Annotated in this window: 12 protein-coding genes; 1 reads left to right on the forward strand and 11 read right to left on the reverse strand. The window is 60.1% G+C overall.

Annotation, left to right across the window (positions count from 1 at the left end; genetic code table 11):
• Positions 1–7: 7 nt before the first annotated feature.
• The 10 genes from KGB14_RS20315 to hutC all read right to left on the reverse strand — a co-directional run bounded on the left by KGB14_RS20315 (position 8) and on the right by hutC (position 12,678).
• On the reverse strand, positions 8–1,417 hold the full coding sequence (locus tag KGB14_RS20315) for an amino acid permease (RefSeq protein ID WP_223488492.1): 1,410 nt from the start codon (positions 1,415–1,417) through the stop codon (positions 8–10).
• A gap of 120 nt (positions 1,418–1,537) precedes the next feature.
• Positions 1,538–3,070, reverse strand: coding sequence for a histidine ammonia-lyase (hutH, locus tag KGB14_RS20320; RefSeq protein WP_223488493.1), 1,533 nt, complete (start codon positions 3,068–3,070; stop codon positions 1,538–1,540).
• A gap of 117 nt (positions 3,071–3,187) precedes the next feature.
• Positions 3,188–4,711 carry a histidine ammonia-lyase gene (gene hutH / locus KGB14_RS20325; RefSeq protein ID WP_223488494.1) on the reverse strand — a complete coding sequence of 508 codons (1,524 nt, stop codon included), beginning with the start codon at positions 4,709–4,711 and terminating at the stop codon, positions 3,188–3,190.
• Between the two features lie 140 nt (positions 4,712–4,851).
• Positions 4,852–5,682, reverse strand: coding sequence for a glycine betaine/L-proline ABC transporter ATP-binding protein (locus KGB14_RS20330; RefSeq protein ID WP_223488495.1), 831 nt, complete (start codon positions 5,680–5,682; stop codon positions 4,852–4,854).
• Positions 5,679–6,530: an ABC transporter permease gene (locus KGB14_RS20335; protein WP_223488496.1), complete on the reverse strand. Its 852-nt coding sequence runs from the start codon at positions 6,528–6,530 to the stop codon at positions 5,679–5,681. The genes KGB14_RS20330 and KGB14_RS20335 overlap by 4 nt, the downstream gene beginning before the upstream one ends.
• Before the next feature lie 71 nt (positions 6,531–6,601).
• Positions 6,602–7,570 carry an ABC transporter substrate-binding protein gene (locus KGB14_RS20340; protein WP_223488497.1) on the reverse strand — a complete coding sequence of 323 codons (969 nt, stop codon included), beginning with the start codon at positions 7,568–7,570 and terminating at the stop codon, positions 6,602–6,604.
• A 68-nt stretch (positions 7,571–7,638) separates the two neighbouring features.
• Positions 7,639–9,111: a purine-cytosine permease family protein gene (locus KGB14_RS20345; protein ID WP_223488498.1), complete on the reverse strand. Its 1,473-nt coding sequence runs from the start codon at positions 9,109–9,111 to the stop codon at positions 7,639–7,641.
• Positions 9,112–9,252: 141 nt separating this feature from the next.
• Positions 9,253–10,941 carry a urocanate hydratase gene (gene hutU, locus KGB14_RS20350; RefSeq protein ID WP_223488499.1) on the reverse strand — a complete coding sequence of 563 codons (1,689 nt, stop codon included), beginning with the start codon at positions 10,939–10,941 and terminating at the stop codon, positions 9,253–9,255.
• A 471-nt stretch (positions 10,942–11,412) separates the two neighbouring features.
• Positions 11,413–11,982, reverse strand: a complete 570-nt coding sequence (locus KGB14_RS20355; RefSeq protein WP_223488500.1) for a HutD family protein — start codon at positions 11,980–11,982, stop codon at positions 11,413–11,415.
• Positions 11,983–12,009: 27 nt separating this feature from the next.
• Positions 12,010–12,678 carry a histidine utilization repressor gene (gene hutC / locus KGB14_RS20360; protein WP_263294698.1) on the reverse strand — a complete coding sequence of 223 codons (669 nt, stop codon included), beginning with the start codon at positions 12,676–12,678 and terminating at the stop codon, positions 12,010–12,012.
• Between the two features lie 200 nt (positions 12,679–12,878).
• Between hutC and KGB14_RS20365 the strand changes: the two genes are divergently transcribed.
• Entirely contained in the window at positions 12,879–14,243 is a 1,365-nt protein-coding gene (locus KGB14_RS20365; RefSeq protein ID WP_223488502.1) for a formimidoylglutamate deiminase, read from the forward strand.
• A 122-nt stretch (positions 14,244–14,365) separates the two neighbouring features.
• Here KGB14_RS20365 and KGB14_RS20370 read toward each other — a convergent pair whose 3' ends face one another.
• Positions 14,366–14,935 carry a lipocalin family protein gene (locus tag KGB14_RS20370; protein WP_223488503.1) on the reverse strand — a complete coding sequence of 190 codons (570 nt, stop codon included), beginning with the start codon at positions 14,933–14,935 and terminating at the stop codon, positions 14,366–14,368.
• Between the last annotated feature and the right edge of the window lie 21 nt (positions 14,936–14,956).

The following is a 14,956-nucleotide window of genomic DNA, read 5'->3' on the forward strand; positions in this document are numbered from 1 at the left end:
CGTTAGGTTATCGATGAGAAAAAGAAGGTTCCCGCTCCACCGGTACTGCCTTGCCCGCCGCCGGTTTCACCCACGTCAGGTAGGCCAGCACCAGCAATACAATCCAGACCACACCGACGATCAGGGCCGCCTGGGTGTCCGGGAAATAGCCCAGCACGCCAAAGATGAACAGCATGAAGGCAATCGCCGCCATCGGTGCATAGGGCCAGAACGGCACCGGGAATTTCAGTTGGGCGACCTGTTCGCGGCTCATGGAACGACGCATGGCCACTTGGGTGAACAAGATCATCAACCAGACCCACACCGTCGCAAAGGTGGCGATGGAGGCGATCAACAGAAAGACGTTTTCCGGAATCAGGTAGTTCAGCAGCACGCCCAGCAACAGCGCGGCACTCATGACCACCACGGTCATCCATGGCACGCCATTGCGCGACAAGCGGGCAAAGCCTTTGGGTGCGTGCCCTTGCTGAGCCAACCCGTACATCATCCGGCCAGCGCCGAAGATGTCACTGTTGATGGCCGACACCGCCGCCGAGATCACCACGATATTGAGGATGGTCGCCGCCGAGCTGATACCCAGGTTGTCGAAAATCTGCACGAACGGGCTGCCCTGGCTACCGATCTGCTGCCACGGAAAGATCGACATCAGCACCAGCATCGTCAGCACGTAGAACAGCAAAATACGCAGCGGTACGGCATTGATCGCCCGGGGCAGCACATGCTGCGGGTCTTTGGCTTCACCGGCCGTCACGCCGATGATTTCAATGCCGCCAAACGCAAACATCACCACCGCAAACGAAGCGATCAGGCCGCCCACGCCGTTGGGCATGAAGCCGCCATGGCTCCAGAGATTACTGATGTCGGTCGCCTGGGCGCCGGGCGCGGTGCTGATGCCGAACAGCATGATGCCGAAGCCACCCAGGATCATCGCGACGATGGCCGCCACTTTGAGCAGCGACAGCCAGAACTCCATTTCACCGAAGACTTTGACGTTGCACAGGTTCAAGCCGCCGACCACCGAAACGATGCCCAGCACCCAGATCCAGCGGGCGACTTCCGGAAACCAGAAGCCCATGTAAATACCGAACGCGGTCACGTCGGCCATGCCGACGATGACCATTTCAAACGCGTAGGTCCAACCGAGGATGAAGCCCGCCATCGGCCCCAGATAGGTGCTGGCGTACTGGCCGAATGAGCCGGCCACCGGGTTATGCACCGCCATCTCGCCGAGGGCGCGCATGACCATGAACACCGCCGCGCCACCAATCAGATAAGCGAGCAGGACCGCCGGGCCGGCCATTTGAATGGCCGAGGCAGAACCGTAAAAAAGCCCGGTGCCGATCGCCGACCCCAGCGCCATGAAGCGAATATGTCGGGCAGAGAGCCCGCGTTTCAAACCTTTTGCTGGCTGTTGCATTTCTCGTCCTTAATTATTCTTATTCGACTCAAAATCGTATCGCGAGCAGGCTCGCTCCCACAGGGGTTGTGTGAACACTGGAGATCCACTGTGGGAGCGGGCTTGCTCGCGAAGAGGCCATTACAGGCTAGGCAGCAACTTCGCCGTAACCAGCTCATTCAGGCAACGCGTGGCCAACAGCTCACTTGCCGCGTTGATGTCCGGTGCAAAGAACCGGTCCTTCTCATAAAACGGCACTTCAGCGCGCAGGATGGCGCGAGCCTTTTCCAGTTTGGCCGAGGTTTTCAGGCCTTCACGCAGGTCCAGGCCCTGAGCCGCCGCCAACCATTCAACCGCCAGAACCCCACGCGTGTTCTCGGCCATTTCCCACAGACGCTTGCCCGCCGCCGGAGCCATGGAAACATGGTCTTCCTGGTTGGCCGACGTCGGCAGACTGTCCACCGAGTGCGGATGAGACAGCGCCTTGTTCTCGCTGGCCAGGGCCGCCGCGGTCACTTGAGCGATCATGAAGCCGGAGTTCACGCCGCCATTGGCCACCAGGAACGGCGGCAGTTGCGACATGTGTTTGTCCATCATCAGCGAGATGCGGCGCTCGCTCAGGGAACCGATTTCGGCGATGGCCAGGGCCATGTTGTCGGCGGCCATGGCCACCGGTTCGGCGTGGAAGTTACCGCCGGAGATCACGTCACCTTCAGCGGCGAACACCAGCGGGTTGTCGGAGACAGCGTTGGCTTCGATCGCGAGTACTTCGGCGGCCTGACGGAACTGGGTCAGGCAGGCGCCCATGACTTGCGGCTGGCAGCGCAGGGAGTACGGGTCCTGGACCTTTTCGCAGTTCTGGTGCGAGTCGGACACTTCGCTACGCTCGCCCAGCAGATCGCGGTAAGCGGCAGCGGCGTCGATCTGGCCTTTCTGACCGCGCGCGGCGTGGATCCGCGCGTCGAATGGCGAGCGCGAGCCCAGTACGGCTTCAACAGTCATACCACCAATGGCCAGGGCACCAGCAAACAGGTCTTCGCCTTCGAACAAACCGCGCAATGCATAAGCGGTAGAAACCTGAGTGCCGTTGAGCAGCGCCAGACCTTCTTTGGCAGCCAGGGTCAACGGGGTCAGACCGGCGATTTTCAGCGCTTCGGTTGCTTGCATCCACTCGCCTTTGTAGCGAGCTTTACCTTCGCCCAGCAGCACCAGGGACATATGGGCCAGAGGCGCCAGGTCACCGGATGCACCCACCGAACCTTTCAATGGAATGTGCGGGTAAACCTCGGCGTTGATCAGGGCGATCAGTGCATCGATCACCACGCGACGAATGCCGGAGAAACCACGGCTCAGGCTGTTGACCTTGAGCACCATGACCAGTCGAACCAGCGCGTCGCTGATCGGCTCGCCGACACCGGCGGCGTGGGACAGAACGAGCGAGCGCTGCAGGTTTTCCAGGTCTTCGCTGGCGATACGGGTCGAAGCCAGCAGGCCGAAACCGGTGTTGATGCCGTAAGCCGTGCGGTTCTCGGCGAGGATCTGTTCCACGCAGGCAACGCTGGCTTCGATCTGGCTCGAGGCGCTGTTGTCGAGGGTGATTTTGACCGGTTGCTGATAAACATCACGCAGTTGGGCAAGGCTCAGTTGGCCGGGAATCAGGTTAAGCGCAGTCATTTTGTGCTCCTTTTGAGAGTTTGTTGTTAACTCACCAGTCGCTCCGGAAATGTCCGTTGTCCGTCGCGTCAACCCTTTTGGGGAAGTCGCGCCTTGGCACGCTGGTGTTTGTAGAAATCAGTTCAGTTCTGGAAAAGCCTTGTGCAACAAAATCGGGTCTTTCAAAACACCGGCAGCGGCAGCAATGTCCGGTGCCAGCCAGCGGTCCTGGTCGTAGGCCGGAACCCGCTCACGCAGCAGACGCCATGCGGCATCGGTGCCCGCGCCAAAGCGTTGCTCTTTGAGGAATTCAAAAGCCTGGGATGCCAGCAAATATTCAATCGCGAGAATCTGCGTGCAGTTTTCCAATGCGCGATGCAGCTTCAGCGCCGCGTTGGTGCCCATGCTCAAGTGGTCTTCCTGCAAGCCCGAGGTGACGTAGTTGTCGAGCACCGCCGGTTGCGCCAATTGACGGTTTTCCGCACACAGGGATGCGGCGACGTACTGGACGATCATCATCCCGGAATTCACCCCGGGGTTGGCCACCAGAAACGCCGGCAGACCGCTGACGTGCGGGTTGATCAAACGATCCAGGCGACGCTCGGCGATGGAACCGATTTCTGCCATGGCGATGGCGAGCAAGTCAGCGGCCAACGCAACCGATTGGCCGTGGGGGTTGGCCTGGGACACGACGCGGTAGTTGTCCGGCGTGCCCAGCAGCATCGGGTTGTCGGTGACAGCGTTGAGTTCGGTTTCGATCTGCTTTTTCGCGTGCTCAAGCTGATCGCGAGCCGCACCGTGAACTTGCGGGATCGAGCGGATGCTCAACGCATCCTGAGTGCGAATACCCTTGCTGCTGGCGATCACTTCGCTGCCATCGAGCAAGGCACGAAGGTTGATTCCCACCTGCTGCATGCCCGGATGGGGTTTAAGCGCGATGATCTCGGCGTCGAATGCCGCGATCTGGCCGCGCTGGGCTTCGAAGCTCATGGCACCGACCACGTCGGCCCACTGCACGAGTCGGGTTGCATCTGCGAGCGCCAGGCAGCTGAGGCCGGTCATGCATGGCGTGCCGTTGACCAGGCACAAGCCATCTTTAGCGCCCAGTTGCACCGGTTGCAGCCCCTCTTCGGCCAAGGCTTGCTGCGCAGAAACGATCTGCCCGCGATAGCTGACATTGCCGACACCCAACAGAGTGATTCCGATGTGGGCCATGTGGGTCAGGTAACCGACCGACCCCTGAGACGGCACTTGCGGGGTGATGCCGCGATTGAGTAGCGCCAGCAGGGCTTCGACCACGCGGCGATGAATGCCGGATTTGCCGTGGCTATAGTTGCGAATAGCGGCGCAGATGATTGCGCGGGTCTGTTCGTCGGCCAGTGGCGCGCCAACGCCACAGGCGTGACTGAGCAAGGTATTGCGCGACAATTGGCTGAGTTGTTCGTCCTGGAGCGAGACGTTGCACAAGGCGCCCAGGCCGGTGTTGACGCCATAGGCACGCTCGCCGCTGGCGACAATGCGCTGGACGATCGCCTGGGCATTCTCGATCCGCGCCCAGACCTGCGGTGACAGCTCAAGCTGTGCGCCATGGCGGGCGACGGCGACCACATCCTGCCAGCGCAACGGGGCGTCGGCGATAACGATTTTTTCAGCCTGGGACATCATGAACCTCGTGCGTACAACCTGAATATTGATGCTGCTTTACCGACGCTATCGCGAGCAGGCTCGCTCCCACATTGGAATGCGCCCCCTGTGGGAGCGAGCCTGCTCGCGATGAGGCCGGCAACGTCACCGCAAATTTCTCAAACCACCGCAGCCCGCCGCTGCACGAACCGGTCAACATACTCATCCGCCGGCGAATGCAGGATCTCTCTCGGCGTGCCGACCTGAATCAGGCGGCCATCCTTGAGGATCGCGATGCGGTTGCCGATGCGCACCGCCTCGTCGAGGTCGTGGGTGATGAAGACGATGGTCTTGTGCAGGGTCTTTTGCAGTTCCAGCAACTGGTCCTGCATCTCGGCGCGGATCAGCGGGTCGAGGGCGCTGAAGGCTTCGTCCATCAGGATGATGTCGGTGTCCGCCGCCAGGGCGCGGGCCAGGCCTACACGCTGGCGCATACCGCCGGAAAGCTGATGCGGGTATTTGTTTTCGTAGCCCTTGAGGCCCACGGTGTTGATCCAGTGCAGCGCGCGCTCAGCGCACACTTGCTTGCTCTCGCCACGCACTTTCAGGCCGTAGGCGACGTTATCCAGCACGGTCTTGTGCGGCAGCAGGCCGAAGCTCTGGAACACCATGCTGATCTTGTGCCGGCGAAATTCGCGCAGGGCTTCCATGTCGTATTGCAGGATGTCCACGCCGTCCACCAGAATCGCGCCGCTGGTGGGGTCGATCAGGCGATTGAAGTGGCGCACCAGGGTCGACTTGCCGGAGCCGGACAGGCCCATGATCACGAAGATCTCGCCGGTGGCGATGCTCAGCGACAGGTCGTTCACACCGACCACGCAGCCGGTTTCGGCCAACACCTGGTCTTTGGTCTTGCCCTGGCCAATCATGCCCAGCGCATCCTTGGAACGGCTGCCGAAAATCTTGAAGACGTTTTTGACTTCGATCTTGCTGATGGCTGCGTTGCTCATTTGCTCACCTCATGCCGTGGCCGACCATACGCCTGAGTAATGCGGTCGATGACCACTGCCAGAATCACGATCGCCAGACCGGCTTCAAGGCCGCGTCCGACGTTGAGGGTCTGAATCCCCACCAACACGTCTTCACCCAGGCCACGGGCACCGATCATCGAGGCGATCACCACCATCGACAGCGCCATCATGGTGGTCTGGTTGATCCCGGCCATGATGCTCGGCAGGGCCAGCGGCAGTTGCACGCCAAACAGTTGCTGCCAGCGGTTGGCGCCGAAGGCGTTGATCGCTTCCATCACTTCACCGTCGACCTGGCGAATACCCAGATCGGTCAGACGGATCAGCGGTGGCGCGGCGTAGATCACGGTCGCGAAAATCGCCGGAACCTTGCCCAGACCGAACAGCATCAGCACCGGGATCAGGTACACGAAACTCGGCATGGTCTGCATGATGTCCAGCAACGGCATCAGCACTGAACGCAGGCGATTGCTGCGCGCCGAGAGGATGCCCAACGGAATGCCGATCAGCACCGAGATGACGGTAGCCACCATCATCAGCGCCAGGGTCTGCATCAGCTTGTCCCAGAGGCCGACCGCCCCCACCAGGAACAGCAGACCGACGATGACCGACGTGGTCACGACTTTGCGGGTCGCGTGCCAGGCAACGCCCGCCACGATCGCCAGCATCAGCCACCAGGGCGCCGAACGCAGCAGCCCTTCAAGATTGACGATGGCCCACAACAGGGTGTCGGAGATGTGCCGGAACACATCGCCGTAGTTGGTGACCAACGAATCGACCCAACTGTTGACCCAGTCGGCGATGGAAAAGGTAAAGCTTTCGGGAAACATAAAAAGACTCTCAATCAAGGGGTTGCGATCAAGCATCCGACTGCCGTTGCCGACAGTCGGAGACACTCGACCTACAAGGCCGCGTCGATCTTTTTGGCTGCGTCTTCACTCACCCATGCGTGCCAGACTTCAGGATGTTCCTTCAAGAAGATCTTGGCCAGTTTTGGCGACTCGATCCGCTCTTTGGTCATGCGCCCAAGATTCTGGTTCAGCAGGTCGATTGGCACGTTGACCTTTTCCAGCACGGCCACCAGTTCCGGGGCTTGCTCGTGGAAAGTCTTGGACAGGCCGACCTTGATATCCACGGTCTTGTTCACGCCTGGTTTCTCTTCGAGTTTCACCACGTCGATCTGGCCCATCAGCGGGGTTGGCGACCAGTAGTAGAACAGGATCGGCTCGCCACGCTTGTAGCTCGACAGCACGGCCGCATCCAGCGCCGGGCCGGTGCCTGGGCGGAAGTTGGTGTAGGTGCTTTCCAGGCCGTAGCTTTTCAGCATTTCGCTGTTGTCCAGCTCGCAGGTCCAGCCGGCCGGGCAGTTATAGAAACGGCCCTTGGATGGCTCTTCGGCGTCCTTGAACACCGCGGAATACTTGCCCAGATCAGCAATGTTTTTCAGGTCCGGGGCTTTCGGCTCAAGCTTGCGCTTGGCATCGCCTTCGATCACATAACGCGGTACGTACCAGCCTTCGACGGCACCCACTACCGGCGCGCCGACACCGACTACCTTGCCGGCCTTCTCAGCCTTGTTCCAGACCTCGCTGCGGCCGACCCACTCTTCGGCAAACACTTGAATGTCGTTGCTGCTCAGGGCGTTTTCCATGGTGATGGAGTTGCCTGGCAGGCTGTCGGTCTTGCAGTCGTAGCCTTTCTCCAGCACGACTTGCAGCACGTCGGTCAGCAGCATGGCGCTTTCCCAGTTCAGGCCGGCGAATTTCACCGGTTTGCCCGATTCGCACCAGCCCGCCGCCTGAGTGGCGCCGGCACTGGCCAACAGGCCCATGGAAAGCAATGTGGTCAGCAGGGTCTTGTTCGATTTCATTGTGTGACGCTCCTAATCATGAGTTGGCTTACGGCAGTCAAGAGGCATCCAGCCCTGTTCACGTCCAGTCAGGCCTGCGCCGCAGCGCGACCGGCCCCGCTTTTTATAGGTGCTGCATCGCTGTCCTGCTCGACTGGCAGAATCAGGTGATCGGGTACTGCGCTGTGCCATTTTTTCGCGCACACGTAATACAGGCCTGCGGGAAGCACCAGACCGATGATCCAGGAAATATCCACACCACCCAGAGCGTCCACCAGCGGACCGGTGTAGAACTTGGTAGAGATGAACGGCAGTTGCACCAGCACACCGAAGACATAAACGCTGATACCGAGGGGGTTCCAGCGGCCGTAGCGACCGTTTGGATCGGCCAGTGCCGGCACGTCATAGCGCTCGCGAGTGATGCAGTAGTAGTCCACCAGGTTGATCGCGCTCCATGGTGTAAAGAACGCCAGCAAAAACAGGATGAAGGACTTGAACGCACCGAGGAACGAGTGTTGACCGAGCAACGCCATCAGGGTCGCAGCACCGACGATGACCAGCACGAAGACCAGACGCTGCAAGCGCGTTACCCGCAGGTCACCACGGAAACCGCTGATGACGGTCGCAATGCACATGAAGCTGCCGTAGGAGTTCAGCGTGGAGATGGTGACCTTGCCGAACGCGATGCTGAAGTACAGCAGCGCAGCGGTGGCACCGGTACCGCCCAGACCCACGATGTAGGCCACTTCGTGGCCGGCGAACTGCCCGTTGGCCGAGGCGGCCGCAAGCACGCCGAGGATCATCGCCACCTGTGCGCCAATGACCGAACCCGCGCCTGCGGCGAAAAAGGTCTTCACCGAGGAAGTCTTGCTCGGCAGGTAGCGTGAATAGTCAGCCACGTAGGGGCCGAAGGCGATCTGCCAGGACGCCGCGAGCGACACCGCGAGCAAGAAACTGCTCCAGCTGAAGTGGCGGATTTGCAACAGTGCGCCAACGTCAACCTGGCTCATCAGACGGCTGAACAGATAAACAAAGGCAATCACGCCAATGACACTGGCAACACGGCCGATCCAATGGATCACCCGATAACCGAGCACCGTGACCAGCACGATGACGCTGGCGAAGATGAGGATACCGACGCTGTCGCTGACGCCAAACAACTGGCCCAGCGCCTGGCCGGAAAGCACGGTGCCCGTTGCGGTGAAGCCCAGGTACATCAGGCACACCAGCACGATCGGGATGGCCGCGCCATAAACACCGAACTGCACCCGGCTGGAGATCATCTGCGGCAGGCCAAGCTTGGGCCCTTGCGCCGCATGCAGCGCCATTACGCCACCGCCCAGCAGTTGACCGATCAACAGACCGATCAACGACCAGAACACGTCACCGCCCAGCACCACGGCCAGGGCCCCGGTGACAATCGCGGTGATTTGCAGGTTGGCACCCATCCACAGGGTGAACTGGCTCAACAGACGACCGTGTCTCTCCGCTTCCGGGATGTAGTCGATCGAACGTTTCTCGATCAACGGTTTACTGCCTGCACGATCGTCATTAACAGCCATTGTTCAACCTCTGTGGATTGTTTGTCGGTGTTGGTGATCCCCGTAGGAGTGAGGCTTGCCCGCGAAGGCGTCTTTTCTGACACACCGCGGTTCGCGGGCAAGCCTCGCTCCTACAGGTTTTGCATCAGGCCAAAGCCTGTTTTATTTGCCGGTAATCATCGGCAGGTTCAGTCCCTGCTCCTTGGCACAGTCGATCGCGATCTGGTAACCGGCATCGGCGTGACGCATAACGCCAGTCGCCGGGTCGTTGTGCAGCACGCGAGCGATACGCTCGGCCGCTTCATCCGTACCGTCGCAGACAATCACCATGCCCGAGTGCTGGGAGAAGCCCATGCCGACGCCGCCGCCGTGGTGCAGGGAAACCCAGGTCGCGCCGCTCGCGGTATTGAGCAAGGCGTTGAGCAGTGGCCAGTCGGACACGGCGTCGGAACCGTCCTGCATCGATTCGGTTTCGCGGTTCGGGCTGGCAACAGAGCCTGAGTCCAGGTGATCGCGACCGATCACGATTGGCGCGGACAATTCACCGCTGCGCACCATTTCGTTGAACGCCAGACCCAGCTTGGCGCGCAGGCCCAGGCCAACCCAGCAGATACGTGCCGGCAGACCCTGGAAGCTGATGCGCTCACGGGCCATGTCCAGCCAGTTGTGCAGGTGGGCGTCGTCCGGGATCAGTTCTTTGACCTTGGCGTCGGTTTTGTAGATGTCTTGCGGATCGCCCGACAGTGCAGCCCAACGGAACGGGCCGATGCCACGGCAGAACAGCGGACGGATGTAAGCCGGTACGAAGCCTGGGAAGTCGAATGCGTTTTCCACGCCCTCTTCCTGGGCCATCTGACGGATGTTGTTGCCGTAGTCGAAAGTCGGTACACCCATTTTCTGGAAGTCCAACATCGCCTTGACGTGCACAGCCATCGATTGCTTGGCAGCTTTGATCACTGCGGCGGGTTCGGTCTTGGCGCGAGCGCGGTACTCTTCCCAGGTCCAGCCGGCTGGCAGGTAGCCGTTGAGCGGGTCGTGGGCGCTGGTCTGGTCGGTGACCATGTCCGGGCGCACGCCGCGCTTGACCAGTTCAGGAAGGATTTCAGCCGCGTTACCCAGCAGGGCGATGGAAATCGCTTTGCCTTCCTTGGTGTATTTGGCGATGCGGGCCAGGGCGTCGTCGAGGTCGGTGGCTTGCTCATCGACGTAGCGGCTTTTCAGACGGAAATCGATACTGACCTGCTGGCATTCGATGTTCAGCGAGCAAGCGCCGGCCAGGGTTGCGGCCAGAGGCTGAGCACCGCCCATGCCGCCGAGGCCTGCGGTCAGGACCCAACGACCTTTAAGGTCATCGTTGTAGTGTTGGCGACCGGCTTCGACGAAGGTTTCGTAGGTGCCCTGAACGATGCCCTGGCTGCCGATGTAGATCCAGCTGCCAGCGGTCATCTGGCCGTACATGGCCAGGCCTTTGGCGTCGAGTTCGTTGAAGTGTTCCCAGCTCGCCCAGTGTGGCACCAGGTTGGAGTTGGCGATCAGCACGCGCGGGGCGTTGCTGTGGGTCTTGAACACGCCGACCGGTTTGCCGGATTGCACCAGCAGGGTCTCGTCGTCGTTCAGGTTGGTCAGGCTTTCGACGATCTTGTCGTAGCATTCCCAGTTACGTGCCGCACGACCGATACCACCGTAAACCACCAGTTCTTTAGGGTTCTCGGCAACTTCCGGGTCGAGGTTGTTCATCAGCATGCGCAGCGGCGCTTCAGTCAGCCAGCTCTTGGCGGTCAGCTTGTTACCGCGAGCAGCACGGATTTCGACATTGCGGTATTTAGTAGGTTTCTGGGTGTTGTCAGTCACGAAAAAGACTCCTCAGCGATCAAATCCAAACCAACCCTGGCGGTGGGCGAGCCAGCCTGTGCGCATGGTTGCGCCACAAGCGAATCAGTGGACGTTACGAGGAGTCTCGATCGACTCATACGCATACGTCTTTACTTGTACATACAAGCATATGCAATCAAGCGGCCAACTTGCTGGATAAGCATTCAAGAAAAATTCTGGAAGGGCTGGAAAGCGCCTGGATCAAGGGTTCTGGCGCAGATGAAATTTTTCGAGGGGATTTTGCGGAAGGGGCGAAGGCTGTTACTTGAGCGTGGTTTTGCGCCACGCTGGGGCGTTCGGTAACAAAGTGGTGCGCGATGGGGAACGCTTAAAAGCAAAAGATCGCAGCCTTCGGCAGCTCCTGCAGATTCAATGTCCACCCGCGATATTTGCGGCGAACATGATCAATGTAGGAGCTGCCGAAGGCTGCGATCTTTTGAGGATTTTGGATCAGCGCGCGATCAGCTCGATCACGCAACACTGACCCTTGATAGAGATATCCAGCAGCCCGACGTTACCATCCAGTTGCAGGCAATCATGACGGCCGAGTTGGCTGGTGTCGTTACCCACCTTCACTTCAAGCTCGTCGGTGACACTGAACACCAGCACGGTGCCGGCCGAGCTGAAAAACCGCTGCTCGCCCTCCAGCCACTGCAACCGCGCGCGGTAACGGTCCGGCGCATAAATCAGGTTGAAATCGCGAATCGGCCCGCCGAGCAATGCGCAGGACACATGACTCTCACCACTGAAAGCGAAGGGGTCCAGCGGTAACAATGCCCGCGTGTTCTGACCGTCGACACGCAAGGTCATGCCCTCGCCTTGCAGCACGGTGATCACTCGCTCATAGCCGGCAAAGGTAGAAAACCCGCCCGACTCGCCGATGTCGGCAATCGACAGGCGCCAGCCAAAACCATCAAGGCCCACACCGCTATCGCGGGTGATTTCCTCGGTGCTACCGCCGCCGTTTTTCCACGGCATGCGCGGGTAATCGGCCGCGCGTAAAACCTTCAACTGACCCATTTATGTCTCTTTATTATTTATGGCTCTTTATTTATGAAACCGTCCTTCCAGACGATGACGGGAACCGGGGTGGATCAAACGGGCGGCGGTCACTGGCTGACGGCCGGACCAGGTGCGGCGGCGAATCAGCAGGCACGGTTCGCCCTTTTCAATCTGCAGTAACTTGCACTCGGACGGCTCGGCGAGAATCGCTTCGACCACATGCTCGCCTTCGGTCAACGGCGCGACCTGATTCAAATAGGCATATGGCGTTTGTACGGTGAAGTCTTGCTTGAGGTAGTCCGGCGCCACCAGCGCGTTGACGAAACGGTCTTCGATTTGCACCGGAATATCGTTTTCGAAATGCACGATCAGCGAGTGGAACACCTTCTGGCCTTCGCGCATGTCCAGGGCCAGGGCCCGCTCGGAACCGGCGGCCTCTTCTTCGAGGGTGATCACCTTGCAGGTGTGACGATGGCCACGGGAGGCGATCTCGTCGGCGATGTTGTGCACCTCAAACAAGGCAGACTGGCTTTTCGGTTCGGCGACAAACGTACCGACACCCTGCATACGCACCAGCAAGCCGTCGGCGGTCATCTCGCGCAGGGCACGATTGATGGTCATGCGGCTGAAACCCAGCTGATTGACCAACTCGCTTTCCGACGGAACGCGGTAGTGCGGTGGCCAGTTTCCACTGTCGATCTGCTGGGTGATCATCTGTTTGACGCGGGCGTACAGGGGCGCCGGACTGTCGCCCAGATTGGCGCTCAGATTGGCATTCGGCGGCAATGTGGCAGAGGGAGTCGGCACGGTTAATCCTTGTTCATTTGTTAGAGGTTGCTAGCTTGCCGGAGTTTACCGAGCAGGCAAACGTCTGTATATGTATATACAAATAACACACGATGGGGTGCTGAACCATGTCCGCCTTCTTTGCCGAACGCGCGCTGCTGCCTAGTGGATGGGCCAACAATGTACGTCTTGAGGTCAGCGCCGATGGCGTGCTGACCCATATCCAGGCCGATTCTCACGCAGATGACGCCGAACGGCTGAGCGGTCCGCTGCTTCCCGGGATGCCGAATTTGCACTCCCACGCCTTCCAGCGGGCCATGGCCGGGCTGGCGGAAGTGGCGGGCAATCCGAATGACAGTTTCTGGACCTGGCGCGATTTGATGTACCGGCTCGTCGGAAAAATCAGCCCGGAGCAACTCGGCGTCATCGCCCGTCAGCTGTACATCGAAATGCTCAAGGCCGGTTACACCTCGGTCGCGGAATTTCATTACGTACATCACGACAATAACGGCCAGCCCTACGCGGACCCGGCCGAACTGGCGCTGCGCATCAGCCAGGCCGCCAGCTCCGCCGGTATCGGTTTGACTCTGCTGCCGGTGCTCTACAGCCATTCCGGTTTCGGCGGCCTGGCCCCGAATGAAGGTCAGCGCCGCTTTATCAACAGCACCGAAAACTACCTGAAGCTCCAGTCGCGCTTGCAGCCGATCCTGGCGCAGCAACCGGCCCAGGCCTTGGGTTTGTGTTTCCACTCGTTGCGCGCGGTAACACCGCAGCAGATCAGTGAAGTGCTGGCGGCCAGCGACAAGCAGTGCCCGGTGCACATTCACATCGCCGAGCAGCAAAAAGAAGTCGATGACTGCCTGAGCTGGAGCGGTCGCCGGCCGTTGCAATGGCTGTACGAAAATACCGAAGTCGATCAGCGCTGGTGCCTGGTCCACGCGACCCACGCCAACCCGGAAGAAGTCACGCTCATGGCCAGGAGCCGCGCCATCGCCGGCCTGTGCCTGACCACCGAAGCCAACCTCGGCGACGGGATTTTCCCGGCGGTGGACTTCCTGGCGCAAGGCGGGCGCATGGGCATCGGTTCCGACAGCCATGTGTCGTTAAGCGTGGTGGAAGAATTGCGTTGGCTGGAATACGGCCAGCGTCTGCGTGATCAGCGGCGTAATCGTTTGTATGGCGCCGATCAGCCGATGGTCGGCCGCACATTGTACGACGCCGCGCTGGATGGCGGCGCCCAGGCATTGGGGCAGCCGATTGGTGCCCTCGAAGTCGGCAAGCGTGCCGACTGGCTGGTGCTGGATGGCAACGATCCGTACCTGGCGACGGCCAGCGGCGACGGGATTCTCAATCGCTGGTTGTTTGCCGGGGGTGATCGTCAGGTGCGGGATGTACTGGTCAACGGTCAGTGGGTCGTGCGTGACGGGCGCCATGCCGGGGAAGAAGACAGCAATCGGGCGTTTACCCAGGTCCTGCGCGAACTGCTCGGTTAACCGAAAAGCAAAAGATCGCAGCCTTCGGCAGCTCCTACAATGATCCGGTTGGTCGCAATAATGCGGATCAACCGGACTCTGTAGGAGCTGCCGCAGGCTGCGATCTTTTTTCGGCCGCGCCGCTAGTTCGAAGTCTTGGCCATCTTGGTATCCGACGTGCGCCAGATCAGCCGTGTCGTGTCATACCCCTGCTGACGCGCCTTGCTCAGCAGTTCCTCACGCACGACGCCATTGACCGTCGGGGTCCGTGACAACAGCCACAAATGACGGCGACTCGGGTCGCCGACAATCGCAGTCTTGTAATCATCGCTGACGTACAACACCCAGTACTCTCCCTTCGCCGTACCAGGTATCAGTCGCGAGAACCAGGTATCGAACTCGACCCACAACTTGTCAGCCTTGCCGGGCACCTGTGGCGAAGCCGTGCCTTTGGCCTCTTCCCATTGCCAATCCGACGTCAGGCAGCGATTCAACACCGCCATGTCACCGTCAGGCTTGAGGGTGTAATGGGCCTCGGATTGCGCGCAGTTGCGCTGGAAATACATCGGCAGACGCGCCAACTCGTACCAGGTCCCCTGGTAGCGCTTGAGGTTGACCGTGTTGACGGTTTTGGGTGCCAACGGATCTACGCCGGAAGTGGCGCAGCCGGCCAATACCAGGCTGGCAAAAAGAACGATCAGTAACCGCTTCATTATTTTTTTCTCCCGTGGGCG

The sequence above is a fragment of the Pseudomonas sp. A-RE-19 genome (assembly GCF_019956555.1).
GTDB lineage: Bacteria > Pseudomonadota > Gammaproteobacteria > Pseudomonadales > Pseudomonadaceae > Aquipseudomonas.

What these genes read in the sequence shown, in the direction of transcription:
- KGB14_RS20355 (WP_223488500.1), bottom strand. Translation starts at nt 11,982, where the DNA reads ATGGGTCAGTTGAAGGTTTTACGCGCGGCCGATTACCCGCGCATGCCG.
- KGB14_RS20345 (WP_223488498.1), bottom strand. Translation starts at nt 9,111, where the DNA reads ATGGCTGTTAATGACGATCGTGCAGGCAGTAAACCGTTGATCGAGAAA.
- KGB14_RS20335 (WP_223488496.1), bottom strand. Translation starts at nt 6,530, where the DNA reads ATGTTTCCCGAAAGCTTTACCTTTTCCATCGCCGACTGGGTCAACAGT.
- KGB14_RS20340 (WP_223488497.1), bottom strand. Translation starts at nt 7,570, where the DNA reads ATGAAATCGAACAAGACCCTGCTGACCACATTGCTTTCCATGGGCCTG.
- KGB14_RS20370 (WP_223488503.1), bottom strand. Translation starts at nt 14,935, where the DNA reads ATGAAGCGGTTACTGATCGTTCTTTTTGCCAGCCTGGTATTGGCCGGC.
- hutC (WP_263294698.1), bottom strand. Translation starts at nt 12,678, where the DNA reads ATGATCACCCAGCAGATCGACAGTGGAAACTGGCCACCGCACTACCGC.
- hutH (WP_223488494.1), bottom strand. Translation starts at nt 4,711, where the DNA reads ATGTCCCAGGCTGAAAAAATCGTTATCGCCGACGCCCCGTTGCGCTGG.
- KGB14_RS20315 (WP_223488492.1), bottom strand. Translation starts at nt 1,417, where the DNA reads ATGCAACAGCCAGCAAAAGGTTTGAAACGCGGGCTCTCTGCCCGACAT.
- KGB14_RS20330 (WP_223488495.1), bottom strand. Translation starts at nt 5,682, where the DNA reads ATGAGCAACGCAGCCATCAGCAAGATCGAAGTCAAAAACGTCTTCAAG.
- hutH (WP_223488493.1), bottom strand. Translation starts at nt 3,070, where the DNA reads ATGACTGCGCTTAACCTGATTCCCGGCCAACTGAGCCTTGCCCAACTG.
- KGB14_RS20365 (WP_223488502.1), top strand. Translation starts at nt 12,879, where the DNA reads ATGTCCGCCTTCTTTGCCGAACGCGCGCTGCTGCCTAGTGGATGGGCC.